Source organism: Nocardiopsis sp. NPDC049922 (assembly GCF_040660275.1).
Taxonomy (GTDB): Bacteria; Actinomycetota; Actinomycetes; order Streptosporangiales; family Streptosporangiaceae; genus Nocardiopsis.
Genome location: NZ_JBFAME010000004.1, coordinates 145,296 through 164,379 on the forward strand (window position 1 = coordinate 145,296; position 19,084 = coordinate 164,379).

Consider the following 19,084-nt stretch of genomic DNA (forward strand, 5'->3'; position numbering starts at 1 on the left):
GACGGCTCCCGCGCCGCGCCCTCAGGCGGCCGGGAACATGCCGAGCCGGGCGCGGTACTCGCCCGCCAGCCGCTCGGTGTCGCTGCCGACGTACAGGCCGTCCGGGGTGGCGTGCAGGGCCTCGGCTCCGTGGCCGCGGGGGCGGCCGGGGTTCCAGGGCAGCGCGCGGCCGGTCTCCGGGTGGACCGCGGCGATCCCCTCGCGGGCGACCGCGCCGGGGCCGGCGTTGTGCGCGCCGAGCTCGTTGTCCATCCAGCGCTGGTGCCCGCCGACGTACACCGCGCCGGGCGTGACCTCCACCGAGTACACCGCGTCGCCGCCGGTCTTGTTGTACCAGGTGGGGCTGGCGTCCGGAGTGTCGGTGACGTCGAAGCGCACGACCGCCTTGCACAGTCCGGGCTTGATGTAGGGGCCGCCCGCGGTCGCGACGGCGAAGAAGGACCCGTCGGGGGAGAAGTCCATCTGCCGCATGTAGGTGTGCATGCGGGAGTAGTCGCAGTCGGGTTCGAAGGCCGTGGTCGACCACGGGGTCGGGGCGCCGGTGGCCGTGTCGATCATGGCGATCTGGAACCGCTTCTGGCCGTCGACCCTGGTGAAGGTGCCGTTGATGAGCAGACGGCCGCCGTCGGGGCTCAGCGCGAGCTCCTGGAGGCGCGTGCTTCCGCGGCGCGGAGCGGAGATCCGGGGGGCGAAGCCGGGGTCCACGGCGCCGGTGCGGGCGTCGATCCGGGCGATGCCCACGCGCGCCTCGCGGTTGACCCCGTGGAACGCGCCCCCGACGTAGACGTGCGTGCCGTCCGTGGCCAGGCGCATCGCGGTGCCGTCGTCGAGCCGGGCGTCGAACCCGGGGACGGTGCCGCCGTCCGCCAGGGAGAGGCGCGCCAGACCCCCGCTCCGCTCACCGTTGACGAGGCGGAAGGCGCCGCCGATGATCACGGAGCCGTCGGGGCCGGGGACCACGGAGTGGACGGTTCCGCTGACGTCGGGGTCGAACTCCTCGATGAGGCGGCCGGTTCCGTGTTCGAACGCGAACAGGTTGCGCCGGTCGTGCATGCGGAGCCGGTCGCTGTCCGCCACGCGGTTGAAGTCCCCGGCGACCACGACGACGTCACCGACGCGCAGGATGTCCTTCACACGCCCGTCCAGGACGTGCGGGGTCCAGGGGACGGGTTCCTCGCTGACGGCGCCCGTACCGGTCGCCGCGGCGGTCGGGGCCGCGACGGCGACCCCGACGGGGAGCAGGAGCATCGCGCTCATCGTGAGCGCGGTCAGTCGGGTGGGTATCACGGAGGACTCTCCTCGGTCGTGGATGTCGGCCGGGGCCGGTGTGCCACGGGATTGGGGCGCCACCACATTGTGGCAAAGAGTCGCTCCTTAATCACACATTGTTATGGGTGTTGTGTCGCGGGTGTCCGGCTTTCCATGGACGCGGCAGGGCACGGAGGTTCCGGGTCCCCCTTGAGTTCGACCAGGACGAGTCCCCCGTCCTCCGTGCACCAGACCTGGTCGAAGCGCGCGCCTTCCTCGTGGGGTCGCATAGCGGTCACAACCTGTCGGTGGCGTCCATGGCCAGACCGTCCACGAGGTCCTCGGGGTCCGGGCGTTTGATCCAGAAGCCCTCCGACACGCCGAAGTACGTGCTCTCGCCGTTCTCCGTCCCGGTCTGGAGTGCCGTCTCCACCTCTTCGAGAGCCGCGGCCAGGCGCGGAGCGTTCCGGTCGTGGACCTCGGGATGGGGGTGCCCGGAGAAGTCGTACCAGGACCAGATGTCGTGGTGGACGCTGACCTCCACCTCGATCTCCCCCGGTTCGGGGGAGACTGTCAGGTTGACCAACTGGAGTTCCTGCCGCCGTCCGCCTCGGGCGTCGATCCACGTGCCGGTGCTGACGGTGTCGAGGTGCGCGGCGTGCGCCTGGGGAAAGCCGGAGGGCCTGCTCTGTCGCACGAACGCTGCGTATCGGGGGTCGGTGTACGGGACGCCCGGAGCCAGCCGCGTCCAGACGCCGATCTTGCCCCTCCCGTACTCGTTCCAGCAGACCTCCAGGACATCCGACCGAAAGAGGCCGTGCTTCTCCAGCACGCCCGCCACCCTGGCCAGGACGTCGAGGCTGTCACCGATGTCAGGCTTCTCGGGGCCCTCGACGTACCACAGCCACGAACCGACTTCACTTGGTGCCCGCAGGAGCGTTGACATGAGTTCTTCCTAGTTGGTCGGGTAGAGGGGCGTGCCAGGGGGGAAGTCGAGGGTTCCGTCCAGGAAGTGGATGTGGAACGAGATGCCATCGGCCCTGGCGGCGTCGTGGAGGGCCCTCAGGTCCCTGTCGAGGAGCTTGCCCATCTCGAAGTTCGCCTCGATGATGCCACCCCGGTGGGTCGCCTCTGACGTCGCGGGGAACTGTTTCCTGATCTTTCGGAGCGCGCTCCTGATGCCCTCCGGGTTGTCGACGACCTTCGCCTGGTACCCGTACTCGATCCTGCCGTCCTCGCCCCGCACGGCCACGTCGAGGTCCTCGCCGGTGACGGGGTTCTTTCCGGGGAACGCGACCCTCTCCGCTGGGAATCCCGCGTCCAGCAGGTCCGTCGCGATCCTCATCTCCTGGTTCCGGGCGGGAAGGTCCTGCCTGCTCTTCAGGGAGGAGATCATGTCGCCGAACCCCTCCACGTGGGCGAGGCGTCCGCCCAGGAGCATGTCGGCCGTCTGCGCGCCGACCGTGGACCTCCTGTTCTCCAGGGAGTTGAAGAGGCTCTCGAAGTCCTTGGCGTCGAAGCGGAGCTGCCTGAAGCCGGGGACCTCCTGGATCCTGGCCCGGACGTCGTCCCTGAGTTCGGGAGACATCGGTCCGCCGTGGTCCGGCTTCAGGTTGCTCGGCTGCGTGGGTTCGGGGGTCTCGAGGGGTTCAGGGGTCTCCGAGGCGGTGTCGTCGGGGAGGCCGGACACCGGTCGCGGGGTGGGGGGCATTGGCCCGTGGCCACCGGTGTCGCTGGGGGGATCGACCCGTCCGTCGCCCGGGTCGCTCGTGCGCGTGCCGTTCGACGGGCCGTCGTCGCCGGTGTCGCGCGGGCGGGTCCCGTCGGCGCCGTCCACGCTGTTGGTGACGTCCGGGGTCCGATCGCCCGTGTCGACGTCGTTCCGCCGGTGGTCCGGCAGGTCGTCGAGGCCGTCGTCGCCGGTCAGGTCGACGCGCCGGGACGGCCTGTCGGGGGCTGCGGCGGCGTCGCCGGTGTCGGCGCGGGGGCCGAGCAGCGCGGGCTCGCGGTCCAGTTCCGGGCCGTCGTTCCGCCCGGTCTGCGACGCCTCCCAGCCGCCCTCCGACCGCAGGTCGTTCTCCAGGAACTCGCCCTGGTACCGGTCCCGGAGGCGGGTGGCCTCGGGCGAGGCCGGGTTGAGCACGTCCTCGACGGTGACGGCGTCCGCGAGGTCCTGGGTGGTGGGGTCCTCGCCGCCGTCACCGTACCGACGGTCGCTTCGGGGGCCGTGGGCGCCGTCCGTCGCTCCGTCGCCGACACCGTACCGGCCGACCAGGCGGTCCAGCGCCTCCCGCATGTCCGCCATCCGCGACGGGCTCACCCCGGCCAGGTCGAGGTGGGGCAGGTCGACGCTGAACAGCTCCCGGGCGCCCCCGGCGAAGCGCGGCAGGTTCAGGTGGATGGCCAGGTCGGGGGTCCCCCCGTCGGGCAGGTCCACGTCCGGTGTGCGGCCGCCGCCCATCCGGCCGAGGATGGCCGAACCGCGCCAGGCCATGAGCGGCACACCGACCACGGCGCCCACACCGGTGGCGGTCAGCAGCGCGCCGCCGACCGTGGCGCCGATGTTCAGCACGGCCGTGCCGATGACGTACCAGGGCCGGTCGCCCCACTCCTCCCAGGGCACCACCGCGTGCGCGGCGTCGCGCCAGGCCGAGCCCACGTTGTCCCAGCCCGCCCAGCCCCAGTCACCGCTCTCGGAGTCGTACATGCCGACGAGCGAGGCCGCGCCCTGGACGGCCCCCTCGTAGTTCTCCCACAGGGCGTCGCCCCAGGACATCTGGAACCAGCCCTCGGAGCTGTGCATGCCGACCAGGCCGCCGAGGTCCTCCAGGGCGCCCACACCGAAGTCCTTGACCGAGTTGCCGACGTCGACGAACCACGCGTCGTCGGTCTCCACCGGACCGCCCCAGGCCATGGGCACGTCGCCCAGGTACCCGTCGTACCCGTGGGCGAACTCGTTCGGGCCCGGCTCGCCGCCGTCGCCGTGCACGAACGAGGTGCGGCCCGGGATGCCCGCGTTGAGGGCGTTGGCGCACGTCACCTCGGCGGCCTCGAAGTCCTGCCGCAGTTGGTCGGCGCGGTCCAGCAGCGCCTGGTGCTCGGCGACCTTCGGGCTCTCGCCGCCGGACCACCACTCCCACGACCACGTGTCGGGGCTGCGCCAGTCGTCGTCGCCCTCGATGCTGGCGAGGAAGTCGTTGGCGTCCGTGGTGAGGGTGGCCCACCGCGCCTTGATGCCGCGGACCTCGTCGGCGAAGGTCTCCAGCGCGGTCGCGGCGCTGGCCATGCCGCTCTGGACGGAGTCCCCGTCGGTGGCGACCGGGTCCACCACCGCGTACAGCTCCGCGGCCTCGGGAGCGGAGTAGCAGGAGGTCAGGCCCGCCCACGCTGACTTGATGTCGGCGCCGACGTCGGACACCGTCTCCCCGTCCGTGCGGAGGGCGCCGGCGAGCGCCTCCAGCTCGTCGGGGTCCGTGGTGGGGATCGGGAACATGCTCGGGTTGATCACGCCGCCCGTGGGCGTGCACATACGGGTGGTCACTGCCGTCTCTCCAAGCGGTGCCGCGGTGGTGCTGGGGGAAGTCGGCGGCCCGGGGTCCGGGGCCGTGGGGGAGGGACCGACGTCACAGGGGGTCGTTCGGGCCGCCGGGGTTCTGGTGCTCGGGTTCGGGGACCTCGCCCGCCGCGGCCTGGTGCTGGGCGGCCATCTCCAGGTTGCCGTTCACGTACGCCGTGGTGGCCTCGCTGGTTCCCTCGATGGCGCTGACGGTCAACGAGGCCATGTCGCCCATGAGGCCGAAGTGGTGTTCGGCGAACTCGCCGAGGGCGACGCTGACCGGGACGCTCCCGGCCTTCTCGCTGATGGCGGTGAGACGCCCCTCGATCGCGGTCATGGATCCGATGAGTCCGTCGGATCCGCCCTCCTCGCCGAGGTGACCGGCGACGGCGGTCAGCACGCCGCCGACGTCGCTCGGTGTGATGTCCCAGGTGGACACGTGGCTCGTTCCCTTCCCGTGGGGTTCAGTCGTGGCGGCCGGTGAAGGCCCCGGCGCGGAAGTTGCGCGGCGGGGCCGCCTGCGCGGTCGGGCGCGGCTCGGTCCTGTGCGCGGCGGCGATGGACTGCCCCAGCCGGTTCAGGGACGTCTGGAGGGTGGCCAGGTCCGCCCTGACCCGGGTGCGCATCGACGCGGAGGCGCGCGTGAGCCGCGGGTGGATCCCGGGGTGCGCCTCCTGGGCCTGGACCGCCTCCGGCTCCTCGGCGGTGTGCTCCTGCTCGGTCTCGGGGAGCATGGCCTGCTCCTCGCCTGGCTCCACCAGCTCGAACTTCACGCCGGTCCCCGCCCCCTCCGTCCGTGGGAGATCCGCTTCCACGAGGTTGAGACGGTCCGCGCGCGCGTTCGGTTCACTCCCCGGTGCCACACCCCCTGGTGCGCGGGCGGATTCGGGGGAGGGGCCCGGTGACCGGGACGGCCCCCTTAGGCTGGTCCCATGACCCGCGCCAAGCTCGACAAGAAGCCCCAGGACGTCGCCGCGATGTTCGACGGCATCGCCTCCAGGTACGACCTCGTCAACGACGTCATCTCCCTCGGCCAGGACCGCGTCTGGCGGCGCGCCGCGGTGAACGCGGTGGACGCCCACAGCGGTGAACTGGTCCTGGACCTGGCCGCGGGGACGGGTACCTCCTCGGAGTCCTTCGTGCGTAAGGGCGCACGGGTCATCGCCTGCGACTTCTCCCTGGGGATGCTGCGCGCGGGGGTCGAGCGGCGCGGCGGAGCGTCGAGGGGCGGGGTCACCTTCGTGGCGGGCGACGCGCTGCGGCTGCCGTTCGCCGACGAGACCTTCGACGCGGTGACCATCTCCTTCGGACTGCGCAACGTCAACGACGCGGGCCAGGCCCTGCGCGAGATGCGGCGGGTGACGAAGGTCGGCGGGCGGCTGGTGATCTGCGAGTTCAGCCACATCCCGGTGGAGGCCGTGGACCGGATCTACTCGACCTACCTCATGGCGGCCCTGCCGAGGATCGCGGGCGCGGTGTCCGGCCGCGGCGAGGCCTACGACTACCTGTCGGAGTCGATCATGGCGTGGCCGACCCAGCCCGAGCTCGCGCGCGACCTCCAGGACGCGGGCTGGTCGCGGGTCGCCTGGCGCAACCTGACGCTGGGGACGGTCGCCCTGCACCGGGCGTTCCGGGAAGAGTAAAATCCGACATGGGGAACTCTTGACCCCATAGATCGCATATAACTCAAAACGCTCAAACCCTGATGAACTTCGTGTTTGTCAGGGTTTTTCTGTGGCTGGAGTGGCCGATGTGACGCCAGAAACCGCCCGTGACCTGCGTGTCTGTCGGAGGGTGACGGCCTTCCGTGGCTGATGGCACTGTCTGTTGCCGTATGTCCTGTTTATTGCCGAAGCGTTCCGAATACCCCCTCGGGGCTCGCCTATCGACCCCCCGAGGGTCTAGACTGCGGAAAAGTGGCCTTGTGAAGTGCTTCACAAGGGCGCGAGGCGTATCCCACAAGCCACAAACCGGACATCCCGGGCGGCTGGGGTCGCCGCACAACAGACCCCGTGAGCGGGTCGGACCCCGCACAGGCCCGCCACGGTGCACCGCGCGAGTAGTCGAGGACCCACCGTGAGCGAGACAGCCACCTCCTCCCCCAGAGGCCGGGAGCGGATCGAGTACGACGCCGACGTGATCGTCGTCGGCGCCGGACCCGCGGGCTCCACCACCGCGTACTACCTGGCCCAGTCAGGGTTGGACGTCCTCCTGCTGGAGAAGACCTCCTTTCCGCGTGAGAAGGTCTGCGGCGACGGGCTCACGCCCCGCGCGGTCAAGCAGCTCACCGCCATGGGGATCACCTTCGAGGACGAGGGGTGGGTCCGCAACCACGGTCTGCGCATCATCGGCGCCGGGGTCCGCCTGGACCTGCCGTGGCCCGACCTCGCCGCCTACCCCGGTTTCGGACTCGTCCGCACCCGCTTCGACTTCGACCAGATCCTGGTCGACCGCGCGGTCGCCGCCGGGGCCAAGCTCCTGGAGCGCACCACGGTCACCGGGCCGGTCATGGACGAGCGCAGCAACCGCATCGTCGGCGTGCACGCCAAGGACGCCGACCGCGAACCCGTGACCTACCGCGCCCCGCTCGTCGTCGCCGCCGACGGCAACTCCTCCCGCCTGTCGGTGGCCATGGGCATCCGCAAACGCGACGACCGCCCCATGGGCGTGGCCGTGCGCACCTACTTCGAGAGCCCCCGCCACGACGACGACTACCTGGAGTCCTGGCTCGAACTGTGGGACCGCAGCGGTGACCGCGACGTCCTCCTGCCCGGCTACGGCTGGGTCTTCGGCGTCGGCGACGGCACCTGCAACGTCGGCCTCGGCATCCTCAACTCCACCTCCTCCTTCCAGGAGGTCGACTACCGCAGGCTGCTGCGCCGGTGGACCGAGAGCATGCCCGAGGGCTGGGGCTTCACCGAGGACCGCCAGAGGGGCGCGATCCGGGGCGCCGCGCTCCCGATGGGCTTCAACCGCGTGCCCCACTACTCCCGCGGCCTCATGCTCGTCGGCGACGCGGGCGGCATGGTCAACCCCTTCAACGGCGAGGGCATCGCCTACGCCATGGAGGCCGGGAACATCGCCGCCGACGTGATCACGCAGGCGCACGGGCGCCCCACCCAGCAGACGCGGGAGCGGGCGCTCCTGCGCTACCCCCACGTGCTCGCCGACACCTACGGCGGCTACTACACGCTCGGGCGCTACTTCGTGAAGATGCTCGGCCAGCCCGAGTTCATGAAGTACGCGACCCGCTACGGCCTGCGCCAGCGCACCCTCATGAAGTTCGCGCTGAAGATGCTCGCCAACCTCACCGAACCGACCCAGGGAGACGCCATGGACCGGGTGATCAACGGTCTGTCGCGCATCGCGCCCGCCGCCTAGGGCCGGTCGGACGGCAGCCACGCACACGCCCGTCTCCCCCCGCGCGGGGAGAAGCCCAGAAGGATGAGCCGCCGCTAGTGAAAGCGATCACAAGCATGTTCCACGACCTCCCCGACCAGCCAGAAGGAGGGTGACCGATGGAGCTCTACACACCGATCTTCGTGCTCGGCGGGATCGGCGCCGCGTTCGTCGTGGTGTCGATGGTGGCGGGGGCGGTGATGGGCCCCAAACGCTACAACCGAGCCAAGATGCAGGCGTACGAGTGCGGCATCGAACCCACCCCGCAGCCCGCGGGCGGCGGACGCTTCACCGTCAAGTACTACATGACGGCCATGATGTTCATCGTCTTCGACATCGAGATCATCTTCCTCATCCCCTGGGCCGTGCACTTCGACGCCCTGGGCTGGTTCGGACTGGTCGCGATCGTCCTCTTCCTGGTGAACGTCTCCATCGCCTACGCCTACGAGTGGCGCCGCGGAGGCCTCGAATGGGACTGACCCCGACGACGGCACGCCCGTCCCGCACCCGGCCCACCCCGCACCACGGCCCCGAGGAGGTCCGTCACTGATGGGACTCGAGGAGAAACTGCCGAGCGGCATCGCGCTCACCACCGTCGAACAGATCGTCGGGCTCGCCCGCAAGAGCTCGATGTGGCCCGCGACCTTCGGGCTCGCGTGCTGCGCGATCGAGATGATGGCCGTCGGCGGCCCGCACTACGACCTCGCCCGATTCGGCATGGAGAAGTTCGGAGCCACGCCCCGCCAGGCCGACCTGATGATCGTCGCCGGCCGGGTCAGCCAGAAGATGGCGCCCGTCCTCCGCCAGATCTACGACCAGATGCCCGAGCCCAAGTGGGTCATCGCGATGGGTGTGTGCGCCTCCAGCGGCGGCATGTTCAACAACTACGCGATCGTCCAGGGCGTGGACCACATCGTCCCGGTCGACATCTACCTGCCGGGCTGCCCGCCCCGGCCGGAGATGCTCCTGGACGCCGTGCTCAAGCTGCACGACAAGGTGCAGAACACCAAGCTCGGCGCCCACCGGGAGCAGGAGATCGCCGAGACCGAGGAGCGGATGCTGCGCCGTTCGCTCCCGCTGGTGAGCAAGGACTGAGCATGAGCACCGAGAACGAGGCCAACCAGAACGGCGACGGCGGCGCGCCCGCCGAGAACCTCCCCGAGCGCCGGGGCAGCGAGCGCCTGGCCGCGCCCGTCGTCCGCACCGGCATGTTCGGCGCCACCACGACCGGCGACACCTCCGGCTACGGCGGTCTGCGCGTGCGGGGGAGCGCTCCCGCCGCCAGCTCCCGGCCGTTCACCGACCCCGAGGACCCGCGCACCGCCGACTTCGACCGGGTCGCCGACGACCTGGAGGCCGCCCTGGGCGAGCGGGCGGACGGGGTCGAGCGGATCGTCGTCGACCGCGGCGAGATCACCTTCCACGTCCGCCGCGAGGCCCTGGTCGAGGTCGTCCGCGCCCTCCGGGACGACCCCGCCCTGCGCTACGAGCTCTGCGCCGGGGTGTCCGGTGTGCACTACCCCGGCGACACGGACCGGGAGCTGCACGCCGTCTACCACCTCCGGTCGATCACCCACAACAGCCAGATCCGCGTCGAGACCGCCTGCCCCGACGCCGACCCCCACGTCCCCTCGATCGTGTCGGTCTACCCGACCAACGACTGGCACGAGCGCGAGGCCTGGGACTTCTTCGGGATCGTCTTCGACGGGCACCCCGCGCTCACCCGGATCCAGATGCCGGACGACTGGCACGGCCACCCCCAGCGCAAGGACTACCCGCTGGGCGGCGTCCCGGTCGAGTACCGGGGCGCGACCGTGCCCCCGCCGGACGAGCGGAGGTCCTACACGTGAGCCCGCGGACCACCACACCACGGTTCGGCCTGAAGGGAGGCCCGGCATGACCGTCACCGAGGACTACATCGACGCCTCGGGCGGGGACTGGGACGAGGTCATCGAGAGGGCGCAGGCCACGAGCGCCGAACGCCTCGTCGTCAACATGGGCCCCCAGCACCCGTCCACACACGGAGTCCTGCGCCTGATCCTCACCCTCGACGGTGAGACCTGCACCGAGGCGCGCGTCGGTATCGGCTACCTGCACACCGGTATCGAGAAGAACATGGAGTACCGGACGTGGACCCAGGGGACCACGTTCGTGACCCGCATGGACTACCTGACGCCGCTGTTCAACGAGACGGCGTACTGCCTGGCCGTCGAGCGGCTGCTCGACGTCGCCGACCGGATCCCCGCGCGGGCCAGCGTCATCCGCGTCCTGGTCATGGAGCTCAACCGGATGGCCTCGCACTTCGTGGCGCTGGCCACGTTCGGCATGGAGCTCGGCGCGACCACGGTCATGACCAACGGCTTCCGCGAGCGCGAGATGATCCTGGACATCCTGGAGCTCATCACGGGCCTGCGGATGAACCACGCCTACGTGCGCCCCGGAGGCGTGGCCCAGGACCTGCCGCCGGGAGCGATCGGCAAGATCCGCGAACTCCTCAGGGAGATGCCGAAGCGGATCAGGACCATGCGCAAGCTCCTGGACGAGAACCCCGTCTACCTCGCCCGCACGAGGGACGTGGCCTACCTCAACCTGCCCGGCTGCATGGCGCTGGGCATCACCGGCCCGCTGCTGCGCGCCTCCGGCCTGGCCTGGGACCTGCGCAAGGCCAAGCCCTACTGCGGCTACGAGGACTACGAGTTCGACGTCCCCGTCTCCGACGGCGGCGACGTCTACGCGCGCTACCGCGTGCGCATGGCCGAGATGACCGAGAGCCTCAAGATCGTCGAGCAGTGCCTGGACAAGCTCCAGCCCGGCCCGGTGATGATCGAGGACGCCAAGATCGGCTGGCCCGCCAAGCTGGCGCTCGGCCCGGACGGGATGGGCAACTCGCCCGACCACATCGCGCACATCATGAGCGGCTCCATGGAGGCGCTCATCCACCACTTCAAGCTGGTCACCGAGGGCTTCCGGGTGCCCGCGGGCCAGGCGTACGCGGCCGTCGAGAGCGCCAAGGGCGAACTCGGGTGCCACGCGGTGAGCGACGGGGGCACCCGCCCCTACCGCGTGCACTTCCGCGACCCCTCGTTCACCCACCTCCAGGCCGTCGCCGCCATGTGCGAGGGCGGCACGGTGGCGGACGTCATCGCGGCCGTGGCCAGTATCGACCCGGTGATGGGAGGCGTGGACCGGTGACCGAGCACAGTACACCCGACGGCGCGGGCGCCGCGCCCGACCGCTTCCCCGACGAGGTGGTCGCGCGGCTGGAGCAGGACGCCAAGGGGCTGATCAGCCGCTACCCGAGGGAGCGGTCCGCGCTCCTGCCGCTGCTGCACCTGGTGCAGGCGGAGGAGGGCCACGTCAGCCGGGCCGGGATGCGCTTCTGCGCCGACCAGCTCGGCATCACGCTCGCCGAGGTCAACGCGGTGGCCACCTTCTACACCATGTACCGCCGCCGCCCCGGCGGCGACTACCAGGTGGGCGTGTGCACCAACACCCTGTGCGCGGTGATGGGCGGCGACGAGATCTTCGCGGCCCTCAAGGAGCACCTGGGCGTGGGCAACGGAGAGACCACCGAGGACGGCACGGTCACGCTGGAGCACGTCGAGTGCAACGCGGCGTGCGACTTCGCGCCGGTCGTGATGGTCAACTGGGAGTTCTTCGACAACCAGACGCCCGAGACCGCCAAGGAACTGGTCGACGACCTGCGGCTGGGCAGGGACGTCGCGCCCACCCGCGGCCCGTCGAGCCTGTGCACCTGGAAGCAGGCCTCGCGCGTGCTGGCCGGGTTCGACGACGGCCGAGCCGACGAGGGCGTCCAGGCGGCGGCCCCGTCCCTGGCCGGGCTCAAGCTGGCCCAGCGGCGCGGATGGTCGGCGCCGGACCCCGGGGCCGTCCGCCCCTCCACACCCGACGAGCAGGGAGAGGAGGGGAACGCGTGAGCACCGCCCTGACCCCGATCCTGTCCGCCCACTGGGACCGGCCGGACTCCTTCACCCTCGACGGCTACCGGGCCACCGGCGGCTACGAGGCACTGCGCACGGCGCTGGCCATGGAGCCGGACGCCATCGTCGACACGGTCAAGCAGTCCGGGCTGCGCGGGCGCGGCGGCGCCGGGTTCCCGACCGGCATGAAGTGGGGCTTCCTGCCGCCGGACAACCCCAACCCGCGCTACCTCGTCGTCAACGCCGACGAGTCCGAGCCGGGCACCTGCAAGGACATCCCGCTGCTGCTCGCCAACCCGCACGTGCTGGTCGAGGGCATCGCGATCGCCTCGTACGCGATCAGGTCGAACCAGGCCTTCGTCTACGTGCGCGGCGAGGTCGTCCACGTCATCCGCCGCCTGCGCCGGGCCGTCGCGGAGGCCTACGACGCCGGGCTGCTCGGGAAGGACGTCCTCGGCACCGGCTTCGACCTCGACGTGGTCGTCCACGCGGGCGCGGGAGCCTACATCTGCGGCGAGGAGACGGCGCTGCTCGACTCCCTGGAGGGCTACCGGGGCCAGCCCCGGCTCAAGCCGCCCTTCCCCGCCGTCGCCGGGCTCTACGCCTCGCCGACCGTGGTGAACAACGTCGAGTCCATCGCCAGCGTCCCGAGCATCGTCGCCAACGGCGCCGAGTGGTTCACCTCCATGGGCACCGAGAAGTCCGCCGGGTTCGGCTTCTTCTCCCTGTCCGGGCACGTGACCAACCCCGGTCAGTACGAGGCCCCGCTCGGGATCACCCTGCGCGAACTCCTCGACATGGCGGGCGGGGTCCGCTCCGGGCACCGGCTCAAGTTCTGGACGCCCGGCGGCTCCTCCACGCCGATCTTCACCGACGACCACCTCGACACACCGCTCGACTTCGAGTCGGTGGGCGCCGCCGGGTCCATGCTCGGCACCCGCGCCCTCCAGATCTTCGACGAGACCACCTGCGTCGTCCGCGCGGTCGGCCGGTGGATCGCCTTCTACGCCCACGAGTCCTGCGGCAAGTGCACGCCCTGCCGCGAGGGCAACTTCTGGATGGTCCAGGTGCTGGACCGGCTGGAGAACGGCCAGGGCACCGAGGAGGACCTCGACAAGCTCCTCGACATCTGCGACAACCTGCTCGGCCGCTCCTTCTGCGCCCTCGGCGACGGCGCGACCAGCCCGGTCACCTCCTCCATCAAGTACTTCCGCCAGGAGTACATCGACCACGTGGAGAAGGGCGGCTGCCCCTTCGACCACTCCCGGGCCACCCTCTGGGGGGACCGGCCGACCTCGACCACCACGGAACGGGGAGGGAACCAGTGACCGTCACGTCCAACTCCTCCGGCGGGGCGGCGCCCGCACCGCCACCGGAGGACCTCATCACCGTCACCATCGACGGGTTCCAGATCCAGGTGCCCAAGGGCACGCTGGTCATCCGGGCCGCCGAGCTGCTCGGGATCCAGATCCCCCGGTTCTGCGACCACCCGCTGCTCGACCCGGTCGGCGCCTGCCGCCAGTGCCTGGTGGAGATCCCCGACATGGGCAACGGCCGGGGCATGCCCAAGCCGCAGGCCTCCTGCACCATCACCGTGATGGACGGCATGGTGGTCAACACCCAGCTGACCTCCGAGGTGGCGGAGAAGGCCCAGCGCGGGATCATGGAGTTCCTCCTGATCAACCACCCGCTGGACTGCCCGGTCTGCGACAAGGGCGGCGAGTGCCCGCTCCAGAACCAGGCGATGTCCAACGGGCAGGGGGAGACGCGCTTCGTCGACGTCAAGCGCACCTTCCCCAAGCCGATCGCACTGTCCAGCCAGGTGCTGCTGGACCGGGAACGCTGCATCCAGTGCGCCCGCTGCACCCGCTTCGCCGCGCAGATCGCCGGCGACCCGCTCATCGAACTCATGGAGCGCGGCGCACAGGAGCAGGTCGGCATCGCCGAGGGCGAGGCGTTCGACTCCTACTTCTCCGGCAACACCGTGCAGATCTGCCCGGTCGGCGCGCTCACCGGCGCCGCCTACCGGTTCCGGTCCCGCCCCTTCGACCTGGTGTCCACGCCCAGCGTGTGCGAGCACTGCGCGGGCGGCTGCGCCCAGCGCACCGACCACCGGCGCGGCAAGGTCACCCGCCGCCTGGCCGGGGACGACCCCCAGGTCAACGAGGAGTGGAACTGCGACAAGGGCCGGTGGGCGTTCACCTACGCCACCCAGCCCGACCGCCTCGCCCGCCCGCTCGTCCGCGACGAGGAGTCCCGGGCCCTGGAGTTCGCCTCCTGGCCCGAGGCGGTCGACGTCGCCGCCCGGGGTCTGGCCGCCGCGCGCGGCCGGGTCGGCGTCCTGGTCGGCGGGCGCCTCACCTACGAGGACGCCTACGCCTACGCCAAGTTCGCCCGGGTCGCCCTGGGCACCAACGACGTCGACGCCCGGGCCCGCGCCCACTCCGACGAGGAGGCCGCGTTCCTGGCCGCCCACGTCGCGGGCGCCCCGATCGGGGTCGACTTCACCGCCCTGGAGAAGGCGCCCGCCGTGCTCCTGGCCGGGATCGAGCCCGAGGACGAGTCCCCGAGCATGTTCCTCCGGCTGCGCAAGGGCGCCCGGAAGAACAAGGTCGGGGTCTTCTCGGTCGCCCCGCACGCCAGCCTCGGCCTGACCAAGACCGGCGGGCGGCTCGTCCGCGCGGTCCCCGGCGACGAGGGACGCGTCCTCAACGCCCTGGAGACCGAGGAGCCCGAGGCCGCCGAGGCGCTGCGCCGGGAGGGCGCGGTGATCGTCGCCGGTGAGCGGCTCGCCGCCGTCCCCGGCGCCCTGACCGCGGCCGCCGACCTGGCCGAGCGGACCGGGGCCCGCCTGGTGTGGGTGCCCCGCCGCGCGGGCGAGCGCGGCGCGGTCGACGCCGGAGCGCTGCCGGGACTGCTGCCCGGGGGGCGCCCGGTCGCCGACCCGGCCGCCCGCGCCGAGGTGGCCCGCGTCTGGAACGTCGGCTCCCTGCCGGAGGCGCCGGGGCGCGACACCGCCGGCATCATCGCGGCGGCCGCCGCCGGTGAGCTGGACGCCCTGCTCGTCGCCGGGGTGGAGCTCGACGACCTGCCCGACCCCGACGCCGCCCGCGCGGCGCTGGCCCGGGTGCCGTTCATCGTCAGCCTCGAACTGCGGGCCAGCGACGTCACCGACCGCGCCGACGTGGTGCTGCCGGTGGCCGCGGTCGCCGAGAAGTCCGGGACCTTCGTCAACTGGGAGGGCCGCCACCGGCCCTTCGGCGACGCGCTCAAGGTGCCCGGAGCCCTCTCCGACCTGCGGGTGCTCGCGGCGATCGCGGACGGCATGGACGTCCACCTCGGCCTGCCCGACGCCGCGACCGCCTACCGCGAACTGCTCGAACTCGGGCTGTGGAGCGGCGAGCGCGCCGACGGCCCGTCGGTCCGCCCCGAGCCGGTCCCCGACACCGGGCCGGGGCAGGCGGTCCTGTCGACCTGGCGCCAGCTGCTCGGCACCGGCCGGATGGAGGACGGCGAGCCGTTCCTCGCCGGGACCGCCCGCGCGCCCCGCGCCTACCTGTCCAAGGCCACGGCCGACGAGGTCGGCGTCCCCGACGGCGGAGCGCTCCGCGTCACCGGGACCCGCGGCTCCGTGACCGTCCCCGTCGTCGTCACCGACATCGCCGACCGGGTCGTCTGGCTGCCCGCCAACGCCCACGGCTGCGACGTCCCGCGCGACCTCGGCGGCGGCGCGGGCGAGACGGTCATCCTGGCCACCGCCAACGACGCCGGGAGGAACCAGTGACCCCCGCCGCCCTCGACCCGCACGCGGTCCAGCTGGCCTCGGAGGCCACACTGGACGCCTTCGGCCAGGATCCCTGGTGGATCACCACGATCAAGGCCGTGGCGATCTTCGTCTTCCTCATGCTGTGCGTGCTGATGATGATCATGGCCGACCGCAAGGTCATGGGCCGGATGCAGCAGCGGCACGGCCCCAACCGGATGGGCCCCTTCGGCCTCCTCCAGTCCCTGTTCGACGGCATCAAGCTCTCCCTCAAGGAGGACCTGATCCCGCGCGGGGTGGACCGGTTCGTCTACATCGCCGCGCCGATGATCGCGGCCGTGCCCGCCTTCATCGCCTTCTCGGTCATCCCGGTCGGTCCGGAGGTGAACCTGTTCGGTGTGGTGACGCCGCTCCAGCTCACCGACCTGCCGATCGCCGCGCTGGTGGTCCTGGCCACCGCCGCCCTGGGCGTGTACGGGTTCGTGCTCGGCGGATGGGCCTCGCAGTCGCCGTACGCGCTGCTCGGCGGCCTGAGGGCGTCGGCGCAGGTGATCAGCTACGAGATCGCCATGGGCATGTCGTTCGTGGCGGTCTTCATCATGTCCGGGACGCTCACCACGTCCGGGATCGTCGAGTCCCAGCGCGGCCTGTGGTTCGCGGTGCTGCTCCTGCCCTCGTTCCTGGTCTACCTGGTGACGATGGTGGGCGAGACCAACCGGCTCCCGTTCGACCTCGCCGAGGGCGAGGGGGAGATCGTCGGCGGCTTCATGACCGAGTACGGGTCCATGAAGTTCACGATGTTCTTCCTCGCCGAGTACGTGAACATGTGCACGGTCGCGGCGGTGTCGGTGACGCTCTTCCTCGGCGGCTGGCTCGCCCCGCCCGGGGTCGAGGCGGTCCTGCCCGGCGCCAACGAGGGCTGGTGGCCCGCCCTGTGGTGGCTGCTCAAGTTCGTCGCCGTCATGTTCCTGTTCATCTGGGCGCGCGGCAGCCTGCCCCGCGTCCGCTACGACCAGCTGATGAGGTTCGGCTGGAAGGTGCTCATCCCCGTCCAGCTCGTGTGGATCACCGCGGTCGCCGTCGTGCGGATGCTCGTCCTCGACGGCGCCTCCCCGGTGGTCGTCGGCGCGGTCGTGGTGGCGTTCACCGCGGCCACGCTCGCCGCGTTCTGGGCCTGGGTGCGCCACGCGCGCCGGGAACGGGCCGAGGCGGCCCGCGAGCGAGCCGAGAACGCGCGCCGCGCCCACGAGGACGCGTCGTTCGGCGGGTTCCCCGTGCCCCCGAGCACCGCCCCGCACTACGGCAGCAGCGTGCTCGCCGAACCGCCGCGGACGGCCACGGCCGCCGCCGGACGCAACGACAAGCGTGAGGAGGTCAGCGGTGCTTGAGTGGCTCAACCCGGTCAAGGGGTTCGGCGTCACCTTCCACACCATGTTCACCAAGGTGCCGACGGTCGAGTACCCGGAGGTCAAGCGCCCCACGGCGCCCCGCTTCCACGGCCGTCACCAGCTGAACAGGTGGGCCGACGGGCTGGAGAAGTGCATCGGGTGCGAACTGTGCGCCTGGGCCTGCCCGGCCGACGCCATCTACGTGGAGGCCGGTGACAACAGCGAGGACGAACGGTACTCGCCCGGCGAGCGGTACGGGCGCGTCTACCAGATCAACTACCTGCGGTGCATCCTGTGCGGGCTGTGCGTCGAGGCCTGCCCGACCCGCGCACTGACCATGACCAACGAGTACGAGCTGGCCGACGACAGCAGGCAGAGCCTGATCTGGACGAAGGAGCAGCTGCTCGCCCCGCTCAGGGAGGGGATGGAGGCGCCGCCGCACCCGATGCGGCTCGGCGACACCGAGGAGGACTACTACGCCACCGGGCGCGGCCAGCACGGGTCGCAGGAGACGACGGAGGCGGCACGTTGACCCCCGCCACCGTCGCCGCCGCCACGTCGGCCCCCGCGCTCGCGGCCCCCATCGGCGGACTGGAGGCCAACGCCTTCTGGGTGCTGGGCGCGCTCGTCGTCCTCGGCGCCCTGGGCGTGGTCTTCTCCCGCAAGGCCGTCCACTCGGCGATGTCCATGGCCCTGGCCATGGTCGGCCTCGCCGTCTTCTACGGCGTCAACGAGGCGCCGTTCCTCATGGTCGTCCAGATCGTCGTCTACACCGGCGCGGTCCTGATGCTGTTCCTGTTCGTGCTGATGCTCATCGGCGTCAGCTCCGCGGACTCGCTCACCGAGACGCTCGGCGGACAGCGGATCCTCACCGCCGTCGTCGCGCTGTGCTTCGTCGGGGCCCTGACCACCGGGATCACCCGGATCGTCGTGGGCGACCCGGTCGGCATCGCCGGGGGCGCGGCCGTCGCCGGGGGCAGCATCCCGTGGATCGCCAACGAACTGCTGCTGCGTTACGTGGTCGCGTTCGAGGCCACCGGCGCCCTGCTCATCACCGCGGTCCTGGGCGCGCTGGTCCTGGCGCACACGGCCCGCACCAAGAAGCGCCGCACCCAGCGGGAGATCTCCGAGGACCGGATCCGCGGCGACCACCCGACCCCGCTGCCCGGCCCCGGCACCTACGCCCGGCACAACGCGATCGACATGCCCGCGCTGCTGCCGGACGGCACGGTCGCCCACCTCTCGCTCAACCCCGTGCTCGCCGCGCGCGACCCCGAACTCCAGTCGGGCGTGCCGGGCGACGTCCGGGCGGGCCGGCCCCCGCTCCCGGGCGGGGCGTCGGACTCCGCGCGGTCCAAGGAGGGCACGCCGACCCTCGACGAGAACCGCGCCGACGGCTCGGCGGAGGGACACGGCTCCGCCGGGGAGTCCGAGGGTGACGCGGACGGCGGTCCCAACGGCAACGGGCAGGAGGTCGAGTCCTCGTGGACCCGATGAACTACATCGTCCTGGCGGCGCTGATCTTCACCATCGGCGCCGTCGGAGTGCTGGTCAGGCGCAACGCCATCATCGTCTTCATGTGCGTGGAGCTCATGCTCAACGCCTGCAACCTGGCGTTCGTCGCGTTCGCCCGGATGCACGGGGACATCGAGGGGCAGGTCATCGCCTTCTTCGTGATGGTCGTCGCCGCCGCCGAGGTGGTCGTCGGACTGGCGATCATCATGCAGATCTTCCGAACCCGCAGGTCGGCGTCGCTCGATGACGCGAACCTGCTCAAGCACTAGAAGGC

18 protein-coding genes are annotated in these 19,084 nt (G+C 71.5%); 13 read left to right on the plus strand and 5 right to left on the minus strand.

The genetic code is table 11. The features are described 5' to 3' along the window. Positions 1-21 precede the first annotated feature (21 nt). The 5 genes from AB0I72_RS09605 to AB0I72_RS09625 all read right to left on the minus strand — a co-directional run bounded on the left by AB0I72_RS09605 (position 22) and on the right by AB0I72_RS09625 (position 5,577). On the minus strand, positions 22-1,287 hold the full coding sequence (locus AB0I72_RS09605; protein WP_358564885.1) for a delta-60 repeat domain-containing protein: 1,266 nt from the start codon (positions 1,285-1,287) through the stop codon (positions 22-24). 256 nt (positions 1,288-1,543) lie between these two features. Beyond that, a complete protein-coding gene (locus tag AB0I72_RS09610) occupies positions 1,544-2,194 on the minus strand; it encodes a hypothetical protein (RefSeq protein ID WP_358564888.1) in 651 nt (216 codons plus the stop codon). A 9-nt stretch (positions 2,195-2,203) separates the two neighbouring features. Then, positions 2,204-4,789 (minus strand): hypothetical protein, encoded by a 2,586-nt coding sequence (locus AB0I72_RS09615; RefSeq protein ID WP_358564891.1) that lies wholly within the window; start codon positions 4,787-4,789, stop codon positions 2,204-2,206. Positions 4,790-4,871: 82 nt separating this feature from the next. Beyond that, the gene (locus AB0I72_RS09620; RefSeq protein WP_358564894.1) at positions 4,872-5,243 is read right to left on the minus strand and encodes a DUF6507 family protein; all 372 of its coding nucleotides are present in this window, start codon (positions 5,241-5,243) and stop codon (positions 4,872-4,874) included. A gap of 25 nt (positions 5,244-5,268) precedes the next feature. Continuing rightward, positions 5,269-5,577, minus strand: a complete 309-nt coding sequence (locus AB0I72_RS09625) for a hypothetical protein (protein ID WP_358564897.1) — start codon at positions 5,575-5,577, stop codon at positions 5,269-5,271. 159 nt (positions 5,578-5,736) lie between these two features. Between AB0I72_RS09625 and AB0I72_RS09630 the strand changes: the two genes are divergently transcribed. From AB0I72_RS09630 to nuoK, 13 genes are all read left to right on the plus strand, one after another. Continuing rightward, positions 5,737-6,447 carry a demethylmenaquinone methyltransferase gene (locus AB0I72_RS09630; protein ID WP_358564900.1) on the plus strand — a complete coding sequence of 237 codons (711 nt, stop codon included), beginning with the start codon at positions 5,737-5,739 and terminating at the stop codon, positions 6,445-6,447. Positions 6,448-6,880: 433 nt separating this feature from the next. Continuing rightward, a complete protein-coding gene (locus tag AB0I72_RS09635) occupies positions 6,881-8,185 on the plus strand; it encodes a geranylgeranyl reductase family protein (protein WP_358564903.1) in 1,305 nt (434 codons plus the stop codon). A 137-nt stretch (positions 8,186-8,322) separates the two neighbouring features. Further along, positions 8,323-8,682, plus strand: coding sequence for an NADH-quinone oxidoreductase subunit A (locus AB0I72_RS09640; RefSeq protein ID WP_017601065.1), 360 nt, complete (start codon positions 8,323-8,325; stop codon positions 8,680-8,682). A gap of 70 nt (positions 8,683-8,752) precedes the next feature. After that, entirely contained in the window at positions 8,753-9,298 is a 546-nt protein-coding gene (locus tag AB0I72_RS09645; protein ID WP_358564906.1) for an NADH-quinone oxidoreductase subunit B family protein, read from the plus strand. A 2-nt stretch (positions 9,299-9,300) separates the two neighbouring features. Then, positions 9,301-10,053: an NADH-quinone oxidoreductase subunit C gene (locus AB0I72_RS09650; RefSeq protein ID WP_358564909.1), complete on the plus strand. Its 753-nt coding sequence runs from the start codon at positions 9,301-9,303 to the stop codon at positions 10,051-10,053. Between the two features lie 46 nt (positions 10,054-10,099). Next, a complete protein-coding gene (locus AB0I72_RS09655; protein WP_358564912.1) occupies positions 10,100-11,395 on the plus strand; it encodes an NADH-quinone oxidoreductase subunit D in 1,296 nt (431 codons plus the stop codon). Further along, positions 11,392-12,141, plus strand: coding sequence for an NADH-quinone oxidoreductase subunit NuoE (gene nuoE / locus AB0I72_RS09660; RefSeq protein WP_358564915.1), 750 nt, complete (start codon positions 11,392-11,394; stop codon positions 12,139-12,141). Before AB0I72_RS09655 ends, nuoE begins: the two co-directional genes overlap by 4 nt. Further along, positions 12,138-13,472 carry an NADH-quinone oxidoreductase subunit NuoF gene (gene nuoF, locus AB0I72_RS09665; protein ID WP_358564917.1) on the plus strand — a complete coding sequence of 445 codons (1,335 nt, stop codon included), beginning with the start codon at positions 12,138-12,140 and terminating at the stop codon, positions 13,470-13,472. Before nuoE ends, nuoF begins: the two co-directional genes overlap by 4 nt. Next, positions 13,469-15,928: an NADH-quinone oxidoreductase subunit G gene (locus AB0I72_RS09670; RefSeq protein ID WP_358564920.1), complete on the plus strand. Its 2,460-nt coding sequence runs from the start codon at positions 13,469-13,471 to the stop codon at positions 15,926-15,928. Before nuoF ends, AB0I72_RS09670 begins: the two co-directional genes overlap by 4 nt. After that, on the plus strand, positions 15,925-17,295 hold the full coding sequence (gene nuoH / locus AB0I72_RS09675; RefSeq protein WP_358564923.1) for an NADH-quinone oxidoreductase subunit NuoH: 1,371 nt from the start codon (positions 15,925-15,927) through the stop codon (positions 17,293-17,295). The genes AB0I72_RS09670 and nuoH overlap by 4 nt, the downstream gene beginning before the upstream one ends. Beyond that, the gene (nuoI, locus tag AB0I72_RS09680; protein ID WP_358564926.1) at positions 17,288-17,827 is read left to right on the plus strand and encodes an NADH-quinone oxidoreductase subunit NuoI; all 540 of its coding nucleotides are present in this window, start codon (positions 17,288-17,290) and stop codon (positions 17,825-17,827) included. The genes nuoH and nuoI overlap by 8 nt, the downstream gene beginning before the upstream one ends. Then, the gene (locus AB0I72_RS09685; RefSeq protein WP_358564929.1) at positions 17,824-18,792 is read left to right on the plus strand and encodes an NADH-quinone oxidoreductase subunit J; all 969 of its coding nucleotides are present in this window, start codon (positions 17,824-17,826) and stop codon (positions 18,790-18,792) included. Before nuoI ends, AB0I72_RS09685 begins: the two co-directional genes overlap by 4 nt. Further along, positions 18,780-19,079, plus strand: coding sequence for an NADH-quinone oxidoreductase subunit NuoK (gene nuoK, locus AB0I72_RS09690; RefSeq protein WP_017601055.1), 300 nt, complete (start codon positions 18,780-18,782; stop codon positions 19,077-19,079). The genes AB0I72_RS09685 and nuoK overlap by 13 nt, the downstream gene beginning before the upstream one ends. Positions 19,080-19,084 lie beyond the last annotated feature (5 nt).